This is a genomic window from Kaistia soli DSM 19436 (genome assembly GCF_900129325.1).
GTDB lineage: Bacteria > Pseudomonadota > Alphaproteobacteria > Rhizobiales > Kaistiaceae > Kaistia > Kaistia soli.
Genome location: NZ_FQUP01000005.1, coordinates 22,831 through 38,486, shown reverse-complemented (window position 1 = coordinate 38,486; position 15,656 = coordinate 22,831). Strand labels below are relative to the sequence as shown.

At 65.0% G+C, this 15,656-nt stretch carries 16 protein-coding genes and 1 pseudogene; 8 read left to right on the top strand and 9 right to left on the bottom strand.

Annotated elements, in window-relative coordinates; translation table 11 throughout:
- Positions 1-105 precede the first annotated feature (105 nt).
- Complete coding sequence (locus tag BUB39_RS19750; RefSeq protein WP_073057148.1) at positions 106-465, top strand: nuclear transport factor 2 family protein; 360 nt, start codon at positions 106-108, stop codon at positions 463-465.
- Positions 466-542: 77 nt separating this feature from the next.
- On the opposite strand, the pseudogene BUB39_RS25890 reads toward BUB39_RS19750, so the two are convergent.
- From BUB39_RS25890 to rpiA, 6 genes and pseudogenes are all read right to left on the bottom strand, one after another.
- Positions 543-1,190, bottom strand: a pseudogene (locus BUB39_RS25890) (DNA-3-methyladenine glycosylase family protein); the annotation flags it as partial.
- Positions 1,191-1,324: 134 nt separating this feature from the next.
- Complete coding sequence (locus BUB39_RS19740) at positions 1,325-1,516, bottom strand: Ada metal-binding domain-containing protein (RefSeq protein WP_084527768.1); 192 nt, start codon at positions 1,514-1,516, stop codon at positions 1,325-1,327.
- Positions 1,517-1,582: 66 nt separating this feature from the next.
- Positions 1,583-2,866: an MFS transporter gene (locus BUB39_RS19735; protein WP_073057142.1), complete on the bottom strand. Its 1,284-nt coding sequence runs from the start codon at positions 2,864-2,866 to the stop codon at positions 1,583-1,585.
- A gap of 98 nt (positions 2,867-2,964) precedes the next feature.
- Positions 2,965-4,335 (bottom strand): glutathione-disulfide reductase, encoded by a 1,371-nt coding sequence (gor, locus tag BUB39_RS19730; RefSeq protein ID WP_073057139.1) that lies wholly within the window; start codon positions 4,333-4,335, stop codon positions 2,965-2,967.
- A gap of 108 nt (positions 4,336-4,443) precedes the next feature.
- On the bottom strand, positions 4,444-4,950 hold the full coding sequence (locus tag BUB39_RS19725; protein WP_073057136.1) for a DUF2059 domain-containing protein: 507 nt from the start codon (positions 4,948-4,950) through the stop codon (positions 4,444-4,446).
- 28 nt (positions 4,951-4,978) lie between these two features.
- Entirely contained in the window at positions 4,979-5,677 is a 699-nt protein-coding gene (gene rpiA, locus BUB39_RS19720; RefSeq protein ID WP_073057132.1) for a ribose-5-phosphate isomerase RpiA, read from the bottom strand.
- Between the two features lie 165 nt (positions 5,678-5,842).
- On the opposite strand from rpiA, the gene BUB39_RS19715 reads away from it, so the two are divergent.
- Entirely contained in the window at positions 5,843-6,526 is a 684-nt protein-coding gene (locus tag BUB39_RS19715; RefSeq protein WP_073057129.1) for an HAD-IA family hydrolase, read from the top strand.
- Positions 6,527-6,532: 6 nt separating this feature from the next.
- Here the strand turns inward: BUB39_RS19715 and BUB39_RS19710 are convergent, their stop codons facing one another.
- A complete protein-coding gene (locus BUB39_RS19710; RefSeq protein WP_175561910.1) occupies positions 6,533-7,411 on the bottom strand; it encodes a cell envelope integrity EipB family protein in 879 nt (292 codons plus the stop codon).
- Between the two features lie 202 nt (positions 7,412-7,613).
- Between BUB39_RS19710 and BUB39_RS19705 the strand changes: the two genes are divergently transcribed.
- The 6 genes from BUB39_RS19705 to BUB39_RS19680 all read left to right on the top strand — a co-directional run bounded on the left by BUB39_RS19705 (position 7,614) and on the right by BUB39_RS19680 (position 13,383).
- The gene (locus BUB39_RS19705) at positions 7,614-8,078 is read left to right on the top strand and encodes a RidA family protein (RefSeq protein WP_073057126.1); all 465 of its coding nucleotides are present in this window, start codon (positions 7,614-7,616) and stop codon (positions 8,076-8,078) included.
- 2 nt (positions 8,079-8,080) lie between these two features.
- Positions 8,081-8,827, top strand: coding sequence for a glycerophosphodiester phosphodiesterase family protein (locus BUB39_RS19700; protein WP_073057123.1), 747 nt, complete (start codon positions 8,081-8,083; stop codon positions 8,825-8,827).
- Positions 8,828-8,916: 89 nt separating this feature from the next.
- A complete protein-coding gene (locus BUB39_RS19695; RefSeq protein ID WP_073057118.1) occupies positions 8,917-10,197 on the top strand; it encodes a GNAT family N-acetyltransferase in 1,281 nt (426 codons plus the stop codon).
- 36 nt (positions 10,198-10,233) lie between these two features.
- Complete coding sequence (locus BUB39_RS19690; RefSeq protein ID WP_073057115.1) at positions 10,234-11,919, top strand: sulfatase-like hydrolase/transferase; 1,686 nt, start codon at positions 10,234-10,236, stop codon at positions 11,917-11,919.
- Between the two features lie 31 nt (positions 11,920-11,950).
- On the top strand, positions 11,951-12,931 hold the full coding sequence (locus tag BUB39_RS19685) for a 2-hydroxyacid dehydrogenase (RefSeq protein ID WP_073057111.1): 981 nt from the start codon (positions 11,951-11,953) through the stop codon (positions 12,929-12,931).
- Positions 12,932-12,957: 26 nt separating this feature from the next.
- The gene (locus BUB39_RS19680) at positions 12,958-13,383 is read left to right on the top strand and encodes an HIT family protein (protein WP_073057108.1); all 426 of its coding nucleotides are present in this window, start codon (positions 12,958-12,960) and stop codon (positions 13,381-13,383) included.
- A 24-nt stretch (positions 13,384-13,407) separates the two neighbouring features.
- Here BUB39_RS19680 and BUB39_RS19675 read toward each other — a convergent pair whose 3' ends face one another.
- Positions 13,408-14,469, bottom strand: a complete 1,062-nt coding sequence (locus tag BUB39_RS19675; RefSeq protein WP_073057105.1) for a fatty acid desaturase — start codon at positions 14,467-14,469, stop codon at positions 13,408-13,410.
- A 63-nt stretch (positions 14,470-14,532) separates the two neighbouring features.
- A complete protein-coding gene (locus tag BUB39_RS19670) occupies positions 14,533-15,651 on the bottom strand; it encodes an AAA family ATPase (RefSeq protein WP_073057101.1) in 1,119 nt (372 codons plus the stop codon).
- Between the last annotated feature and the right edge of the window lie 5 nt (positions 15,652-15,656).

Below are 15,656 nucleotides of genomic sequence, written 5' to 3'. Positions count from 1 at the left end.
AAGCTCCAATGACCTCCGAGGTAATCGACGCAGGGCGCCTAGAGCCGCAAGGTCTCCCCGTCGAGCCGCCGGACAGACCGGCAGCCCCCCTCGAAGGAGACCATCATGACCGACCCAGCTAGCCTCGCCGAACGCTATATCGCCGTGTGGAACGAGCGCGACCCCGGACGGCGCAGCGCGCTCGTTGCCGAAACCTTTGCCGAGGGCGCCACCTACGGCGATCCGCTCGCCGAGGTCGAGGGACATGCCGGTATCGAGGGTCTCGTCGCCGCCGTCCAGGCGCAGTTCCCGGACTTCAGCTTTGCACCCACCGGCCGAGTCGACGCCTATGGCGACCGGCTGCGCTTCAGCTGGACGCTGGGCCCACTCACTGGCCCAGCCGTAGCTGGCGGTACCGATTTCGCCACGATGGCGTCGGGCCGGTTCACCAGCGTCGTCGGCTTCCTCGACTTCGCGCCGGGCTGATCCTCGAGAGACGCCCAGAGATGGGCCGTGGCGAGGCTGCGATGCGGCGCGAAGGCGCGCATGGCAGCCTCCTGCTCCGCGATGTCGGGTCGCGTGCCGAGACCGTAAAGACGCTCTAGCCCGGTCGCGAGGCCTGAATCTCCGACAGGCGCGACGTCAGGAAAGCCGAAGCCGCGCAACAAGATGTAGCGCGCGGTCCAGGGGCCGATGCCGCGGAGCGCAGTCAACGCCGCCTCGGCAGCGTCCGGCCCGGCCGCCGTCAGATCTTCGAGCGATGGCATGCCGGCGGCGATCGCCGCCGATGTCTCGACGAGATAGCGCGCCTTCGAACGCGAAAAGCGACGCGCCGCAAGATCAGCGGGATCGAGCGCCGCCACGGCGGCCGGCTCCGGATGCGCGAGGAGACCGCTGCCTGGGTGCAGCGTTCCAGCCAGCGCGATCATCTCCCGTCGCAAGGTCGCGGCAAAGGTCAGGTTGATCTGCTGGCCGATGACAGCCCAGCACACCGCCTCGAACAGGGTGGCGGTCAGCGGAATGCGAAGGCCGGGACGCGCGGCGGCAAGCTTCGCCGATGCGGCCAAAGCCTCGAAACCGTCCGGATCGCTCGAAAGGCCCAGAAGACGCTCAACAATGTGCGTGGCTTCGATACGCTCGGCCTCGTCGAGGACCCGGTCGAAACGCGCCACTGCCGCATGGCCGTTGATCTCAAGCGAGAGCAGCGCCATGCCGCCCGGCAGCCAGAGCGGCTTTTCGAACCGCATCCCCTCGACCCGCTCGCTGAGGCTGAGGGGATCGCGGCCATGATAGGCAAGCGTGTCCGCAACGCGGTAGCGCGCCGGAAGCGGAACAGCGAACCCCGTCACGGCTCGCGTCCGGGCGAACAGCGCTTGCAGGCCCGGAGACCGGCCGCCTTGGCCGCTGCGGCATCGGCAAAAAACCGCACATTCTCCGGCCGCGGCGGCCGCGAGGGACAGTCCGGCCGGCAGAAGATCTTTGTGGTCATCACGCCATAGAAGCGGGCTTCGGCGGGGAATGGGACGCTCGTGCTCATGGCGTCATGATGGCCGGACAGAGTGCGTCCGGCCACCCGCTTCTTGCGCACTCAGATCTTGCGCATTCAGTGCTGGTCCTTCGACCAGAGATACAGTCCGATGCCCGCGCCGAGCAGCGACAGGAAAGCCAGATAGTGCGCATGCGCCATCGGGTCGGACTTCAGCGCCAACGTCACCATCAGCGGCGTCAGACCGCCAAAGATCGCGTAGGCGATATTGTAGGCGAACGAGACGCCGGTGAACCTGACGGCCGCTGGGAACGCCTTAACCATCACATAGGGCACGGCGCCGATGACGCCGACCGAGAAGCCGGCCAGCGCAGCCAGCGGATAGAGCGACGCCGGATCCGACGCGACCGACGAATAGAAATAATAGGTCGCCGCGCCGAAGAAGAGGCTTCCGATCGTGAAGAAGCGCCCGGCACCGACTTTGTCGACCGTTAGGCCCGCGAGAACGCAGCCAAGCGTCAGGAACAGCGTCGCGATCGAATTCGCAGTCAGCGCGTCCTTTGCCGGGATCTTGTAGAGCGTTTGCAGCAGCGTTGGTGTCATCAGGATCGCGACGACGATCGCGCCAGAGAGCATCCAAGTCAGAAGCATCGACAGCACGGTCGCGGACTTGTGGTCGCGCAACACCGCCTTCAGTGGCAATTCGGCGGCGAGCTGCTTGCGCGCCTTCATCTCCTTGAAGACCGGCGTTTCTTCGAGCCAGCGGCGCAGATAGACCGCGACAAGCCCGAAGACGCCACCGAGCAGGAATGGGAAACGCCAGGCGAAGCTGAGAATATCATCCGCAGAGAAGGCATAGTTGACGGCTGTCGCGATCAGCGAGCCGAGCAGGATGCCGGCGGTGAGGCCGCAAGTGAGAATCCCGCAGGCGAGACCGATCCGGTGCACCGGCACATGTTCGGACACGAAGGTCCAGGCGCCTGGAACCTCGCCGCCGATCGCAGCGCCCTGCAGGACGCGCATCGCCAGAAGCAGGATCGGCGCCGCAATGCCAATGGTTGCATAGGTCGGCAGCGCCGCGATGCCGAGCGTCGACAGTGCCATCAGCAGGATCGACAGCGTGAACATGCGCTTGCGGCCGAGCTTGTCGCCGAAATGCGCCATGATGAGGCCGCCAAGTGGTCGCGCCAGGTAGCCAGCCGCGAAGATCCCGAAGGCCTGCAGCTGCGCCACCCATTCCGGAATCTCCGGCGGGAAGAACAGATGGCCAAGGACCGTGACGAAGAAGACGAAGATGATGAAATCGTAGAACTCGAGCGCGCCGCCAAGGGCGGACAGCGCAAGGGTCTTGTAGTCGTTTCCGTCGAGCAGACGGCGACCGGGCGCAGCAATTGCGGTCATGGGGATCACTCGCGGTGTCTGTGCACCGTTCTTGCGTTGGCGATCGGCGTTGTTTGATCCCGGAAACGCCGATTCACAAGCAAAAAGACGAGCAGCCCTTAGCGTCGATGGCGAATCGAGGGCTCGCGCATCGTCACAAGCTCTTCGGCGGCCGTCGGGTGCAGCGCCATCGTGGCGTCGAACTGCGCCTTGGTCGCACCAAGCTTGATGGCGATCGCGACGAGCTGAATCATCTCGGCAGCGTCATGGCCGAGGATATGGCAGCCGAGCACGCGCCCGCTATCGGCATCGACGACCAGCTTCATCATCATGCGCTCGTCGCGGCCGGCAAGGCCGTTTTTCAACGACTTGAAGCTGGTCTTGAAGATATCGACCGCGGTGAATTCCACCAGCGCCTCTTCTTCAGACAGGCCGACCGTGCCGATCTCGGGCTGCGAGAACACGGCCTTGGGCACGCCGAAGTGATCCACCACCACGTCACGTCCGCCAAAGATCGTATCGGCGAAGGCATGGCCCTCGCGGATCGCCACCGGCGTCAGATTGATCCGGTTGGTGACGTCGCCGACCGCATAGATCGACGGCACGTTCGATTGCGAGCGCTCGTCGACGGAGATCGCGCCGGCGCCATCGAGTTCCACTCCGGCCTGCTCCAGCCCGAGGCCGCTCGTGTTGGGACGCCGTCCCGTAGCGACCATGACTTGGCCGGCTGGGATGGCCAGACCCGCGGCTGTATGAACGACGAGACCATCCGGGCCCTTCTCGATGCGCGAAGGACTGTCGCCAAGCACGAGGCGAATGCCCTTCTTCTCGAGCGCCTCGCCGAGGCCATGCCTCAGGTCGTCGTCAAACCCACGCAGCAGCTTTTTACCGCGGTGGATCAATGTCGTCTCGACGCCGAGGCCGTTGAAAATGCCGGCGAACTCGACGGCGATGTAGCCACCGCCGACAATGACGATCCTCTCTGGCAAGCGCTCGAGGTGGAAGGCCTCGTTCGAGGTGATCGCGAGTTCCCGGCCAGGCAAAGCGGGATCAACGAACGGCGTCGATCCCGTGGCGACCAGAATATACTTCGCCGTGACGACCGTTCCATCCGCCAGACGAACCGTGTGCGGATCCTCGATCGTGGCGCGCGAGGCGACGAGCTTGGCGCCCGAACGTTCGAGATTGCGGATATAGGCCGCATTGAGGGCATCGATCTGCCGGTCCTTGCCGGCGACCAGCGCCGGCCAGTCAAAAGTCGGCGTCGCAACCGTCCAGCCAAAGCCGGCGGCATCCTCAAAATCCTCGGCGAAGCGCGAGGCATAGACGAAGAGCTTCTTCGGCACGCAGCCGCGGATAACACAGGTGCCGCCGACGCGATCCTCTTCCGCGACCATCACCCGGGCGCCATGGCCCGCTGCGATCCGACCGGCGCGAACGCCGCCAGAACCCGCGCCGATGACGAAAAGGTCGACGTCGAACTCCGCCATGATCTCAATGCCCTCTGCCTGAAGAAGCGTCGCCTGAAGACGACGAAGCCGGCCACGAGCGGGCCGGCTTCAACTCATATAGGACCGGCTGGGCCGGTCGCGCCAGCCTTAGAGATCGACGCCCTTCTTCTTCAGCTCTTCGCGCGACTTTTCGAACATCTCCTCGCCGACGCGATCCGACCAGCCCTTGACCGACTGCAGCGTCTCGCCGACGACCTTGGGGCCGATATCGGCAAGCTTCGCGCCGGCCGGGCTCTTGTAGAAGGTGGTGATCGCGTTCAGCTCGTCCTCGGTGAAATACTTCGCCCAGATACGGGCGACGTCGTTGTCGAGATCGGCGCGGCGGGCCACGAGATCGAGCGCCTCGGCATCAACGACCTGGCCGATGAGGACATGCTGATCGGGACGCATGCGGATCAGGCGGTTCTGCGTCTGCTGTGCGAGAAGGGGCAGCAGATTGTCGAAGCCCCGTGAGGTCTTGGCGGCCTGCACCGCAGCAACCGCTGCCTGGAGATGCGACTCGGTCACCTCCTCGGCGGACGCGACGCCGGCACAGCCGACCATCAGGCCTATGGCGAGCACGGCGGCGCGAAGGGACGAGCGGATGAGGGTCATTGAACGGGCTCCCATAGGGCGAATGACGTTAGGCGTGCAACCAGATGACACCGTCGGGACGGGCGATGACGGCGGCGGTCGCAATGCCGATAAACAGACCATGCTCCACCACCCCCGGAATCGCTGCGAGGGCAAGGTTCATGGCTTCTGGCTCGCGAATGAGGCCAAATGATGCATCGATGATGGCGTGACCACCGTCGGTGACGAACGCGGTGCCGTCGCTTGCGAGACGGCGCTTCAGCGTCACGGGCTGGTCCAGCTGGCGCGCGGCCGCCTCGATGGCGATCAGCGTCGCCCCGAGACCGAAATGGTTGACCTCGATCGGCAGCGGGAACGCGCCGAGTTGATCGACCAGCTTCGAGCCATCTGCGATGACGATCATGCGGTCGGAGGACGAAGCGACGATCTTCTCGCGCAGCAGCGCTCCGCCGCCGCCCTTGATGAGCCGCAGCGAAGGATCGAGTTCGTCGGCCCCATCAATGGTGAGGTCGAGATGCGGCGTCTCGTCGAGCGTCGTCAGGCGGATGCCTTCGGCCGTCGCGAGTTTGGCGGTCCGCTCCGAAGTCGGTACGCCGATAATGTCGAGACCGCCGCGAACGCGCTCGCCGAGCCCCTGGACGAAGAAGGCGGCCGTCGAGCCGGTGCCGATGCCGAGCTTCATGCCGGGCTCGACATGATCGAGGGCGGCAAGCGCCGCCTGCTTCTTCAGATCGTCACTGTCGCTCATCGGTCCCGCCCGGCTTGCGCCGCAGCCTGCGCGGCGGGAGGTGTGTTAGCATGCGACACCTGCGGCGCCAACGGCTGCGGCGGCGTGCGCCATCGCGGCGCGTGCACTTGCCCGTCCCGTCGTGCCCGCTATGCTCCCGCCGCCCTCCAGCCGGAAGCCCGCCGCATGCGCCCCACCCTCGTCTTCGATCTCGACGGAACGCTGATCGACACTGCCCACGATCTCGTTGCAACCTTGAACGTGATCCTGGAACGCGAGAACCTCACGGCCCTCCCCTTCGAAAACGCCGTCTCGATGGTTGGTCACGGCGCACGCGTCCTGATCGAGCGCGGGCTCGCGGCCAATGCGGTGACGCGCGAAGCGGCGATCGTCGACCGGATGTTTGACGACTATATCGCTCACTATACGGATCACATCGCAGATCTCAGCCGGCCCTATCCGGGCCTCATCGCGGCGCTTGATCATTTCGCTGCCGAAGGCTGGATTCTCGCCGTCTGCACCAACAAGCTCGAGCATCTGTCCGTGGACCTGCTCGGGCGTCTCGACCTTGCGAGCCGTTTCGCCGCCATTTGCGGCGCCGACACCTTCCTGGCGCGCAAGCCCGATCCAATCGCGCTCACCGAAACCATCCGCCGTGCCGGCGGCGTGCGCGAAGCGGCCCTGATGGTGGGCGATTCGAAGACCGATATCGACACTGCCAAGGCGGCGGGCATCCCCGTCGTCGCTGTTGATTTCGGTTATACGCCGATCCCCGTCACCGAACTCGGCCCGGATGCCGTGATCAGCCATTACGACGAACTGGTGGGCGCTGTAACGCGGCTGCGGCCGGATCTCGCGGTGGCGCGCTAAACGCCGCTAGCGGCAAGCCTTGGCGGCGACGCGCGTCGGCGCGAGATCGAGCTTCACAAGCTTCCCTTCCAGCGCGAAGTCGCCATAGTCGAGCTTCATGCGCCGGGTGATGCCGTTCTCGTAGATGATGAACGACAGCTCATAGGACGGCTTTTGCTCCCCGCTGTCGTCGCCGCCGCTGAAATAGCTGATCGTCACCGGCCATGAGCGGATATTGGCGAGGCCGGCCCCCTTGGCCGTTGCCTCGTCGCCAAGTTCGTCGCTACCGGAATTCTCCGCGCCGATGACCGCCGAGGTCTCATAGGACTTCTGGCCCTGGTCCGATCCGTCGAAGAGATCGACCTGCAGGAAATGCTCGCCGCGCTGGGCAGCCGCGATGATCGCGGCCAAGTGCTGGTTGGGGAACTGGAAGTTCGGGGCGATCGTGAAGTGATCCGCCTTCGGCTTCGCGATGGTGACAGCCACCTTCGATCCCTCGCGGGCAGCCGAGCCGGAGGAATCCTCCGAGATCGTCCCATCGACATAGCTCTTCGTCGAGAAATTGAAGGTCTTGCCCGCCGTGTCTTCGAAGGTCGTTGTCGCGACATCCGTGAGGCGCGCGTTGCCGTCCTCGTCGCTGATCCGCGTCACGAAACGCAGCCGCGTCGTGTAGCCGTCGCAAGGCGTGCCGGCGAAGTCGTAGACCATGCGGCCCTCGGCATCGCTGACCGTATCGGACGAATTGTCCTGGTCCAGCGTCAGCTCGTAGACAGCGCGATGGGCCACCATCGCGGGGCCCGGCGGCACGGCCGCATCAGCAGACGCCGTCGATGCGAGAAGAGCCGCCAGAAAGCCGGCCGCAGCAACGCGGCGCGCAGATGCAGGCATCTTCAGGCTGGCAACCATTCGTGTCACTCCATCATGGCCGTGGCGACCAGCATCGTTCCCGCCGTCGTCTCGGCGACATATCGGCATTTCAAACTGCAATTCCAGCGAAGTCCACGCCGATTCGATCGAGCCCATCGGCATGATGAACCGGTTCTTGCCTTGCAGCACGGCCGAATTCGGGCGAAACCGTCGCTAATCGCCCATCCGACCGGAGAAGCCCATGTCCAGCGCCATCGAAGCCCGCCTGAAGTCCCTCGGCATCACGTTGCCGCAGCCGGCCGCCCCGGCCGCCAATTACGTGCCCTATGTCGAGAGCCACGGCATGCTCTACATCTCCGGGCAGATCCCGGTCGGCGCGGAGGGCATCCAGTATGTGGGCAAGGTTGGAGCCGGGCTCGATATCGATGACGGCCGCGTCGCCGCCCGTCTCTGCGCCATCAACATCCTCGCGCAGGCCCGCGCTGCGCTCGGCGATCTCGATCGGGTCGGACGCATCGTCAAGCTGGTTGGCTTCGTCAATTCCGCCCCTGATTTCAATGATCAGCCGAAGGTCGTGAACGGCGCCTCCGATTTCATGGTCGAGGTATTTGGCGACAAGGGCCGGCACGCGCGCTCGGCGGTCGGCGTCTCGGCGCTGCCCTTCGGCGTCGCAGTCGAAGTCGAAGCCGTCATCGAGATCGCCTGACCATGGCACCGTCCTGGCTGACCGCCCGCCCGATCGCCCATCGCGGCTATCACGCGAGCTCCGAAGGCCGGATTGAGAATACGCTTTCGTCAGTGCGCGCGGCCATCGCCCACCGCTTTGCCATTGAGGTCGACCTGCAGCTGACCGCCGATGGGGCCGTCGTCGTCTTCCATGACGAAACGGTCGACCGCCTGATGGAAGCAAGCGGACGGGTCGACGCCTTCAACCTTGCGGCCTTGAAGGCGTTGCGCTTTCGCGGCGGCAGCGATGCCATCCCGAGCCTGGACGAACTCCTGAAGACCGTTGCCGGGTCGGTTCCGCTGGTGCTGGAGCTGAAGAGCGAGTTCAAGGGCGACCGCCGGCTCGAAAACGCCGTTGCGCCGATCCTTGCCGGCTATGGCGGCCCCTGCGTCGTGATGTCCTTCGATCCGGATTCGATGGCGGCGATGAAGCGCCTTGCCCCCACGATCCCCCGCGGCATCGTGGCCGATCGCTATACCGACCTCAACGACTGGGGATTCCTGACGACGGGCCAGCGGTTCCGGCTCCGTCACCTGCTCGATGTCGCGCGTGTCGGCGCTACCTTCGTGTCCTATGATTTGAACGGCTTGCCCTCGTTCGCACCATCGATCGTGCGGGCGCTGGGGCGGCCACTGATCACATGGACGGTCCGCACGCAGGCCGACCGCGAGAAGGCCCGCGGCGTCGCAGACCAGATCACCTTCGAAGGCTTCGATCCCGACGCGTGAAAGCGGTCCGGAAGCGGCGACTTGCGCTTGAAGTTGCGAGCCCTAGATGATCGGATGATTTTCCCTCGACATCTGAAGGTCGCCTGCCGATGAGCGCCTCTGACGCGCGCCTGACTGTCCTGTCCTCGCTCGGCGAAATCGAGCGCGAGGCCTGGGACGCCTGCGCCAATCCGGGCTGGGATCCGGATGCGCCGTTTGGCTCCGATATCGATTCGTTTTTCAAGGACTTACACGGAAAAGCGGATTCAACTTCTGAGCCCGACGCTTCTACGTCCGAACAAATCCCCTATAACCCCTTCATTTCACACGATTTTCTTCGATGCCTCGAAGAAGCGGGGTGTGCCGTCGGCCGCTCGGGCTGGCAGGGGCGCCACCTCGTGCTCGATGATGCCGCCGGCCGGCCGGAAGCGATCGTGCCGTGCTACCAGAAGACCCATTCGATGGGCGAATATGTCTTCGATCACGGTTGGGCCGATGCCTTCGAGCGGGCCGGCGGCCGCTACTATCCAAAGCTCCAGGTTTCCGTTCCCTTCACCCCCGCAACGGGACGCCGCCTGCTTGTCCGGTCCGATGCAGGCGCTTCGGCCAAGGCAACGCTCGCCGCTGGCCTCGGCGAACTCTGCCGGCGCATTGGCGCATCATCGGTGCATGCGACCTTTCTTGAAGAGGACGACGCAGCCGTGCTCGAAGGCGCGGGCTTCCTGCCGCGCGTCGACCAGCAATTCCAGTTCGACAATCCGGGCTACCGCGACTTCCAGGATTTTCTCGACGCTCTCTCTTCCGGCAAGCGCAAGACCATCAGGCGCGAACGGCGCGATGCGCTCGCGGGCGGCTTGGAGGTCGAGATCCTCACCGGCAAGGCCATCGACGAAGCGGCGTGGGATGCGTTCTTCGCCTTCTACACCGATACCGGCGCGCGCAAATGGGGCCGCCCCTATCTCAATCGCCGCTTTTTCTCGCTCCTCGGCGCGGCGATGTCCGATCGCGTCCTGCTGATCTTCGCCAAGCGCGGCAGCAAGCGCATCGCCGGGGCTCTCAACCTCATCGGCTCGGATGCGCTCTATGGCCGCTACTGGGGCACGCTGGAGGAGGTACCCTTCCTTCATTTCGAGATCTGCTACCATCAGGCGGTAGAATGGGCGATCGCGCACGGCCTGCCGCGCGTCGAGGCAGGTGCACAGGGCGAGCACAAGCTGGCCCGGGGCTACCGACCGGTCATCACGCGCTCCGCACACTGGATTGCGGACCGAGGGTTTCGAACGGCCGTGGCGGACTATTTGCAGCGGGAGCGCGCCGCCGTCGAAGCCGAGCACGAGATTCTCGACGAACATACGCCCTTCAGGGCTCAACCGACGACCCTGGCTAAATAGCGACAGGCGCAGCCATCAGGCGGACCCCGACGACGAATGAACGCACTTCTCCTCTGGCTCGCAGTCGCAGCGGTCCTCGCCATCGCTGAACGCCAACCGGCGCGCATCCTTCTTGCGCTTGCGGCCTTCGCCGCGTTGACCGCGCTGATCATGGTGTTCTCCGGTGACCTGCCCCGCGCGACGCTTCTGGCCGCCATCCTCGCCGCGACCATCGCCGGCGCGTCCGGCGTCAAGCATCACCATAGCGGCATGAAGCTGGCGGTTGCCGATCTCGGCCTGACTTTTGCCGGCACCATCCCGTTCATGCTGCGCCAATATCGCCTGACGGCGACCCTCACCATCCTCGGTGGCCTGCTTCTCGCCCTCGCCGCCGTGGCAGTGATCCTGCTTGTTCCAGGCACACCGCTACCCCTTTCGGAGCGGCTGGCGATCCTTGCTTTGTCCATCGCGCTCTATGCGTCGGCGTTCTACGCGACCGGTGGGTCGGAGCGCTGGCGACGCGACGTCACCGTCCGGACCGGTCTCTTCTCTTTCTTCATGGCGTCGCTGATCGATATTGCGAGCTGGTGGCCGACGGGGGGCCTGCGCATGCTCGATGTCGCCGACACACCGCTGCCGCTGCTGCCGCCCCTGCCCGCGCGCCACGGCATCAAGCCCGATATCTTCGTAATCCAGCATGAATCGGTCTTCGACCCGCGGAGTTATGGGCTTGCCGTCGATGCTGAAATCGCCGCCTTCCTGTCGCCGCCTGGAGCGCATTCCGGAAGGCTGCACGTTGATATCTATGGCGGTGGTTCTTGGCAGACCGAATTCAGCCTGCTGACCGGGCTCTCCTCGGCGAGCTTCGGGCCCGACTCCTATTTCCTGTTCAAGAAGGGCGTCGGCCGCTTCGCCCATTCCTTGCCGTCCGAACTGATGAGCCTTGGCTATCGCAGCCAGCTGATCACGAGCTGTCGGCGGGCTTTCATGAACTACGACCCGTTCTATGCGGGGCTGGGCGTCGAGGAACGCGTGTTCTCGGACGAATTCCCGCCGCCCTTCGATCTTGTCGCGTTCGAGGCGACCAATTCCGACGCCGCGTTCTTCGGCGCGACGGAAGGCGCGCTCTCCAGTGCCCTGGATCGTGATCCAGCGCCGCGCTTCGCGATGATTCTGACCAACTTCAACCACGGCCCACATGAGGTCCGCCTGCAGCCGCCGGGCCAATATGAAGACGAGCGGAGCTTTGCGCGGACAGTGCTGGATGATGCGACCTATGCGGAGTATTACGCGCGTCTCAAAGAAACGGCGGAGAGCTACGCGGCCTTCCGCGCCAGCCTCCTCTCCCGCTATCCCGGCCGTCCCATGCTGATCGCGCGCTATGGCGATCACCAGCCCACGATGTCGCGCGCGATCGAAAAGGCCCAAGGCATCCGCCCCGACGATCCGCGTCAGTTCGAGACGTTCTTCACGATCGAGGCGCTGAATTTTGAGCCGGATTTCGCCGGCCTGCCCGAAACCCTCGACATCGCACAGCTCGGAACGGCAGCGTTGAAAGCCGCGGGACTGCCCCTCGACGCGGTCTCGGCGACGCGCCTCGATCTCTTTGCCGAACTCGGCGACCGCTATGTCGCGACCCCCTCCGAGCGCAAACGCCGCTTCCACCGCACGCTTGTGGATGCCGGCATGATCGATCTTTCCGCGACATCAAAGCCGCTCGCGGCGGTGCCCGACCGCGCCTAGTTTCAATCAAACCTTCCCGATGGAGTGACCGATGCCTGCCGCACTGCTGCTCAGCCGCTTTCCGCCGGCTTTTTGCGATGCGCTGGCTGAGCGGCTGGAACTGATCGGCCCGCATGACCAGGACGCGTCGATCGCGCTCCCTGCCGACGTTCGGAGCGAGATTCGCGTGGTCATCACCATGGGCACCATCAAATGTGGCGCCGGCCTCATCGACGCCCTGCCCAATCTCGGCCTTATCTGCAACTATGGCAGCGGCTTTGAGGGCACGGATCATGCGGCGGCGGCAAAGCGCGGCATCGTGGTGACCAACAGTCCGTCGGGCAACGCCTCAGCGGTCGCGGATCTCGCGATGGGACTGCTTCTCGCCGCCTGCCGCAACATCCTGGTCGCCGATCGCTTCGTGCGCGACGGACGGTGGAACGGACAGGGCACCAGCGCGGCGCGCATGCCACTGGTCCACGGCCTCTCCGGTCGCAAGCTCGGCATATTCGGCCTCGGCGAGATCGGCGAGCGCATCGCCCGACGCGCTGAAGCCTTCGAGATGACGGTCGCCTATCACAACCGCAGCCGCCGCGGCGACGACCGCTATCCCTACCATGAGACGCTGCAAAGCCTTGCCGAATGGGCCGATGTGCTGGTCGTCGCGGCCCGCGCCGACGCCGGCAATCGTCACATCGTCTCGCGCGATGTGATGCGCGCGCTCGGGCCGGACGGCATCGTCATCAATATCGCGCGCGGTTCGCTGCTGGATGAGATGGCGCTCGCCGAGTTGCTCAGGGATCGAGAGCTTGGCGCCGCCGGCCTCGATGTCTTCGAACACGAGCCGAACGTACCCGCCGCGTTGACCGCGCTCGACAACATCGTCCTGGCCCCGCATATCGCCGGCGGCACCTTTGACGCGCATGCAACGCTGAAAAGCATGGTGCTCGCCAATGTAGACGCCTTCCTTGCCGGCAGGCCGATCCCGACGCCCGTCGTCTTGAAGGCGGCGGCAGCGACGGCTACAGGCTAGGCTCCATATCCGATGGGAGCAGCAGCATGTCCGCCTATGACGACAGCAATATCTTCGCGAAAATCCTGCGCGGCGAGATTCCGTCGACGAAGGTCTATGAGGATACCGACACGCTGGCCTTCATGGACGTGATGCCGCAGTCGCCGGGTCATTTCCTCGTCGTTCCGAAGGCGCCCTCGCGCAACCTGCTCGACGCTGCGCCGCAGACGCTGGCCACTTTGTTTCCCGTCGTGCAGAAGCTGGCCCACGCCGCCAAGGAGGCCTTCGCGGCCGATGGCATCTTCGTCGCACAGTTAAACGAGGCGCCCGCGGGACAGACCGTGTTCCACCTCCATGTGCACGTCATCCCGCGCTATGACGGGATCGCCCTGAAGCCGCATGCAGGCGGAATGGAGAGCGCCGAAATCCTCGCCGCTCAGGCCGACAAGATCCGCGCCGTGCTGGCCGGCTAACCAGCAGCGCCGCGGCAGGATGCTTCAGGCGGCGGCGACCGCCGGCTGGACGTCGCGCCAGCCCTTGAACGGGATCAGTTTGCCGTTCGCCTCGTCCCACAGAACGAGCTTCACCGAGCGCAGGCTGTCGACGAGCGTGATCCGGCCGATCGAGCGCAGTTCCGGGTGGCGTTTCAGCACTTCCGGCAGACGGTAGTAGGGAATCCGGCTGCAGAGGTGATGCACATGGTGCACGCCGATATTGGCGGTCATCCAACGCAGCACCGGGGGCAGGTCGTAATAGGAACTGCCATGCAGCGCCGCTTCGGCGTGGCTCCAGTCCGGCGGCCGCGACCAGGTCGTGGTCTCGAACTGATGCTGCACGTAGAACAGCCAGACGCCCATCGACGCGCCGATCATGACGATCGGAAGCTGCACCAGCAGGAACGGCCCGATGCCAATCGTCATGATGAGGACGAGAGCAGCGAGCGCGATGGCGAGATTGGTCAGCATCGCGCTGAGCCACGGGCGCCAGCCCTCGCGCATCAAACCGATTGGAAGGCGGAACTGCAGCAGGAACAGATAGGCCGGGCCAATGCCGAACATCACGATCGGATGGCGATAGATGCGGTAGCCAAGACGCTGCAGCCGGCTCGAGGCGCGATATTCCTCGAGCGTCATCGTGGTGACATCGCCGATGCCGCGCAGCTGCAGATTGCCTGAGGTCGCGTGGTGGATCTGGTGCGTCCGCCGCCAATAGTCATAGGGCGTAAAGGTGAGTACGCCGATGACGCGGCCAACCCAGTCGTTGACGTCGCGCCGGCGGTAGAAGGCGTCATGGCTGCAGTCATGCTGGATCATGAAGAGCCGCACGAGGAAACCTGCGGCGGGGACGGCGAGCAATAGAGCGCCCCACCAGTAGCCGTATTCGACCAGCAGCCACATCGTTACCCAAAAGGCGATGAATGGCAGCGCAGTGACGATGATCTCGAAAGTGCTGCGCCATTCGCGGGGTTCGCGATAGGCGGCAAGGAGCTTTGGCCATCGCTTGGCGATGGCGCCGCGGTTACCCGCGAAGGCTTCTGATGTGTCGGACATTGATGACATATACACCCAATCGCCCTTTGGCGCCGAACAATCAGGCCCGGCGCATGCCGATAGAATGGGCGGTCAGTCTGCGTCGGCGAAGCTGCCCGTCAGCCGCAAACCCTCGATCCAGGTCGCGCCTTCCCGCTTGATGACGGCACGCGGCTCGGCGTCGCCTTCCCGGGCGAGTGCTGCCGCAAGCGGTTCGGAATGCGTGACGACCCAGACCTGCGTGCGCTCCGCCGCCTTGGCGATGAGCCGCGCCAAGGCTGGAATGAGTTCCGGATGCAGGCTCGTCTCCGGCTCGTTCAGCGCAATGAACCCCGGCAGGCGATAGGAGGCGAGCGCCCCTACCAAGCAGAGAAAGGCCAGCGTGCCGTCGGAAAGTTCGCTCGCCGCCAGCGGCCGCGGCAGGTCGCGCATTTCGAGTTCGAGAGCGACGCGGCCATCAACGATCCGCGTGATGAGGCGCGAACCCGGAAAGGCGTCGTCGATCGCGGCATGGATCGCCGGACCCTCGCCGCGCACCTGCCGAACGGTCGCAAGCGCCGCGGCGAGATCGTGACCATTCGAGGCGAGCGTCGGCGTGGTTACGGCGAGCGCCGGCTTACGGATAGCGGACTCGCGGTCGGTTCTGAAATTGTGGAAGAAACGCCAGTCGCCGAGCGCCCGGCGGACGATATCAACCTCGGTATAGCGCTCGACATCACGGAAGGAGGCAAGTGCGGTTTCGGACGGCAGTAGCGCGGTCTCGTAGGTCTGACGCTTGCCCTCGCCGTCGCGCAACCACGCGCCCGGCCCTTCTCGCTTCATCAGCGTAACCGGCTTTCGTCCGCCGCCGATGAGATCGAGCTTTTCCGCCTTCACCATCGGCTCGGTCTCGGTCAGCGCCGCCTCCATCGGCGACGGCAGTCCGATCTCGATCGAATAGGCATAGCTGCCGACCTCGCAGCCGAGCCGCAGCCGCACCGGGCCCGTTTCACGCGGCCCGGCGAAGAGAACGGAGCCGAGCCCGCCCTCGGCCGCGATTTCATGGGTGATCGAACCGCGCGCCGCCGCCGTGAGCAGCTCAAGCGCGCGATAGAGGTTGGTCTTGCCGACGCCGTTGCGACCGACCAGCACCGTGAGCGGCGCGACCGGGAGCATGATGCTGCGGATGGAGCGATAACGCTCGATTCGCACCGCAGTCAGCGGCAGGGCCATCGCCG

What these genes read in the sequence shown, in the direction of transcription:
- BUB39_RS19750 (WP_073057148.1), top strand. Translation starts at nt 106, where the DNA reads ATGACCGACCCAGCTAGCCTCGCCGAACGCTATATCGCCGTGTGGAAC.
- BUB39_RS19740 (WP_084527768.1), bottom strand. Translation starts at nt 1,516, where the DNA reads ATGAGCACGAGCGTCCCATTCCCCGCCGAAGCCCGCTTCTATGGCGTG.
- BUB39_RS19735 (WP_073057142.1), bottom strand. Translation starts at nt 2,866, where the DNA reads ATGACCGCAATTGCTGCGCCCGGTCGCCGTCTGCTCGACGGAAACGAC.
- gor (WP_073057139.1), bottom strand. Translation starts at nt 4,335, where the DNA reads ATGGCGGAGTTCGACGTCGACCTTTTCGTCATCGGCGCGGGTTCTGGC.
- BUB39_RS19725 (WP_073057136.1), bottom strand. Translation starts at nt 4,950, where the DNA reads ATGACCCTCATCCGCTCGTCCCTTCGCGCCGCCGTGCTCGCCATAGGC.
- rpiA (WP_073057132.1), bottom strand. Translation starts at nt 5,677, where the DNA reads ATGAGCGACAGTGACGATCTGAAGAAGCAGGCGGCGCTTGCCGCCCTC.
- BUB39_RS19715 (WP_073057129.1), top strand. Translation starts at nt 5,843, where the DNA reads ATGCGCCCCACCCTCGTCTTCGATCTCGACGGAACGCTGATCGACACT.
- BUB39_RS19710 (WP_175561910.1), bottom strand. Translation starts at nt 7,411, where the DNA reads ATGGTTGCCAGCCTGAAGATGCCTGCATCTGCGCGCCGCGTTGCTGCG.
- BUB39_RS19705 (WP_073057126.1), top strand. Translation starts at nt 7,614, where the DNA reads ATGTCCAGCGCCATCGAAGCCCGCCTGAAGTCCCTCGGCATCACGTTG.
- BUB39_RS19700 (WP_073057123.1), top strand. Translation starts at nt 8,081, where the DNA reads ATGGCACCGTCCTGGCTGACCGCCCGCCCGATCGCCCATCGCGGCTAT.
- BUB39_RS19695 (WP_073057118.1), top strand. Translation starts at nt 8,917, where the DNA reads ATGAGCGCCTCTGACGCGCGCCTGACTGTCCTGTCCTCGCTCGGCGAA.
- BUB39_RS19690 (WP_073057115.1), top strand. Translation starts at nt 10,234, where the DNA reads ATGAACGCACTTCTCCTCTGGCTCGCAGTCGCAGCGGTCCTCGCCATC.
- BUB39_RS19685 (WP_073057111.1), top strand. Translation starts at nt 11,951, where the DNA reads ATGCCTGCCGCACTGCTGCTCAGCCGCTTTCCGCCGGCTTTTTGCGAT.
- BUB39_RS19680 (WP_073057108.1), top strand. Translation starts at nt 12,958, where the DNA reads ATGTCCGCCTATGACGACAGCAATATCTTCGCGAAAATCCTGCGCGGC.
- BUB39_RS19675 (WP_073057105.1), bottom strand. Translation starts at nt 14,469, where the DNA reads ATGTCATCAATGTCCGACACATCAGAAGCCTTCGCGGGTAACCGCGGC.
- BUB39_RS19670 (WP_073057101.1), bottom strand. Translation starts at nt 15,651, where the DNA reads ATGGCCCTGCCGCTGACTGCGGTGCGAATCGAGCGTTATCGCTCCATC.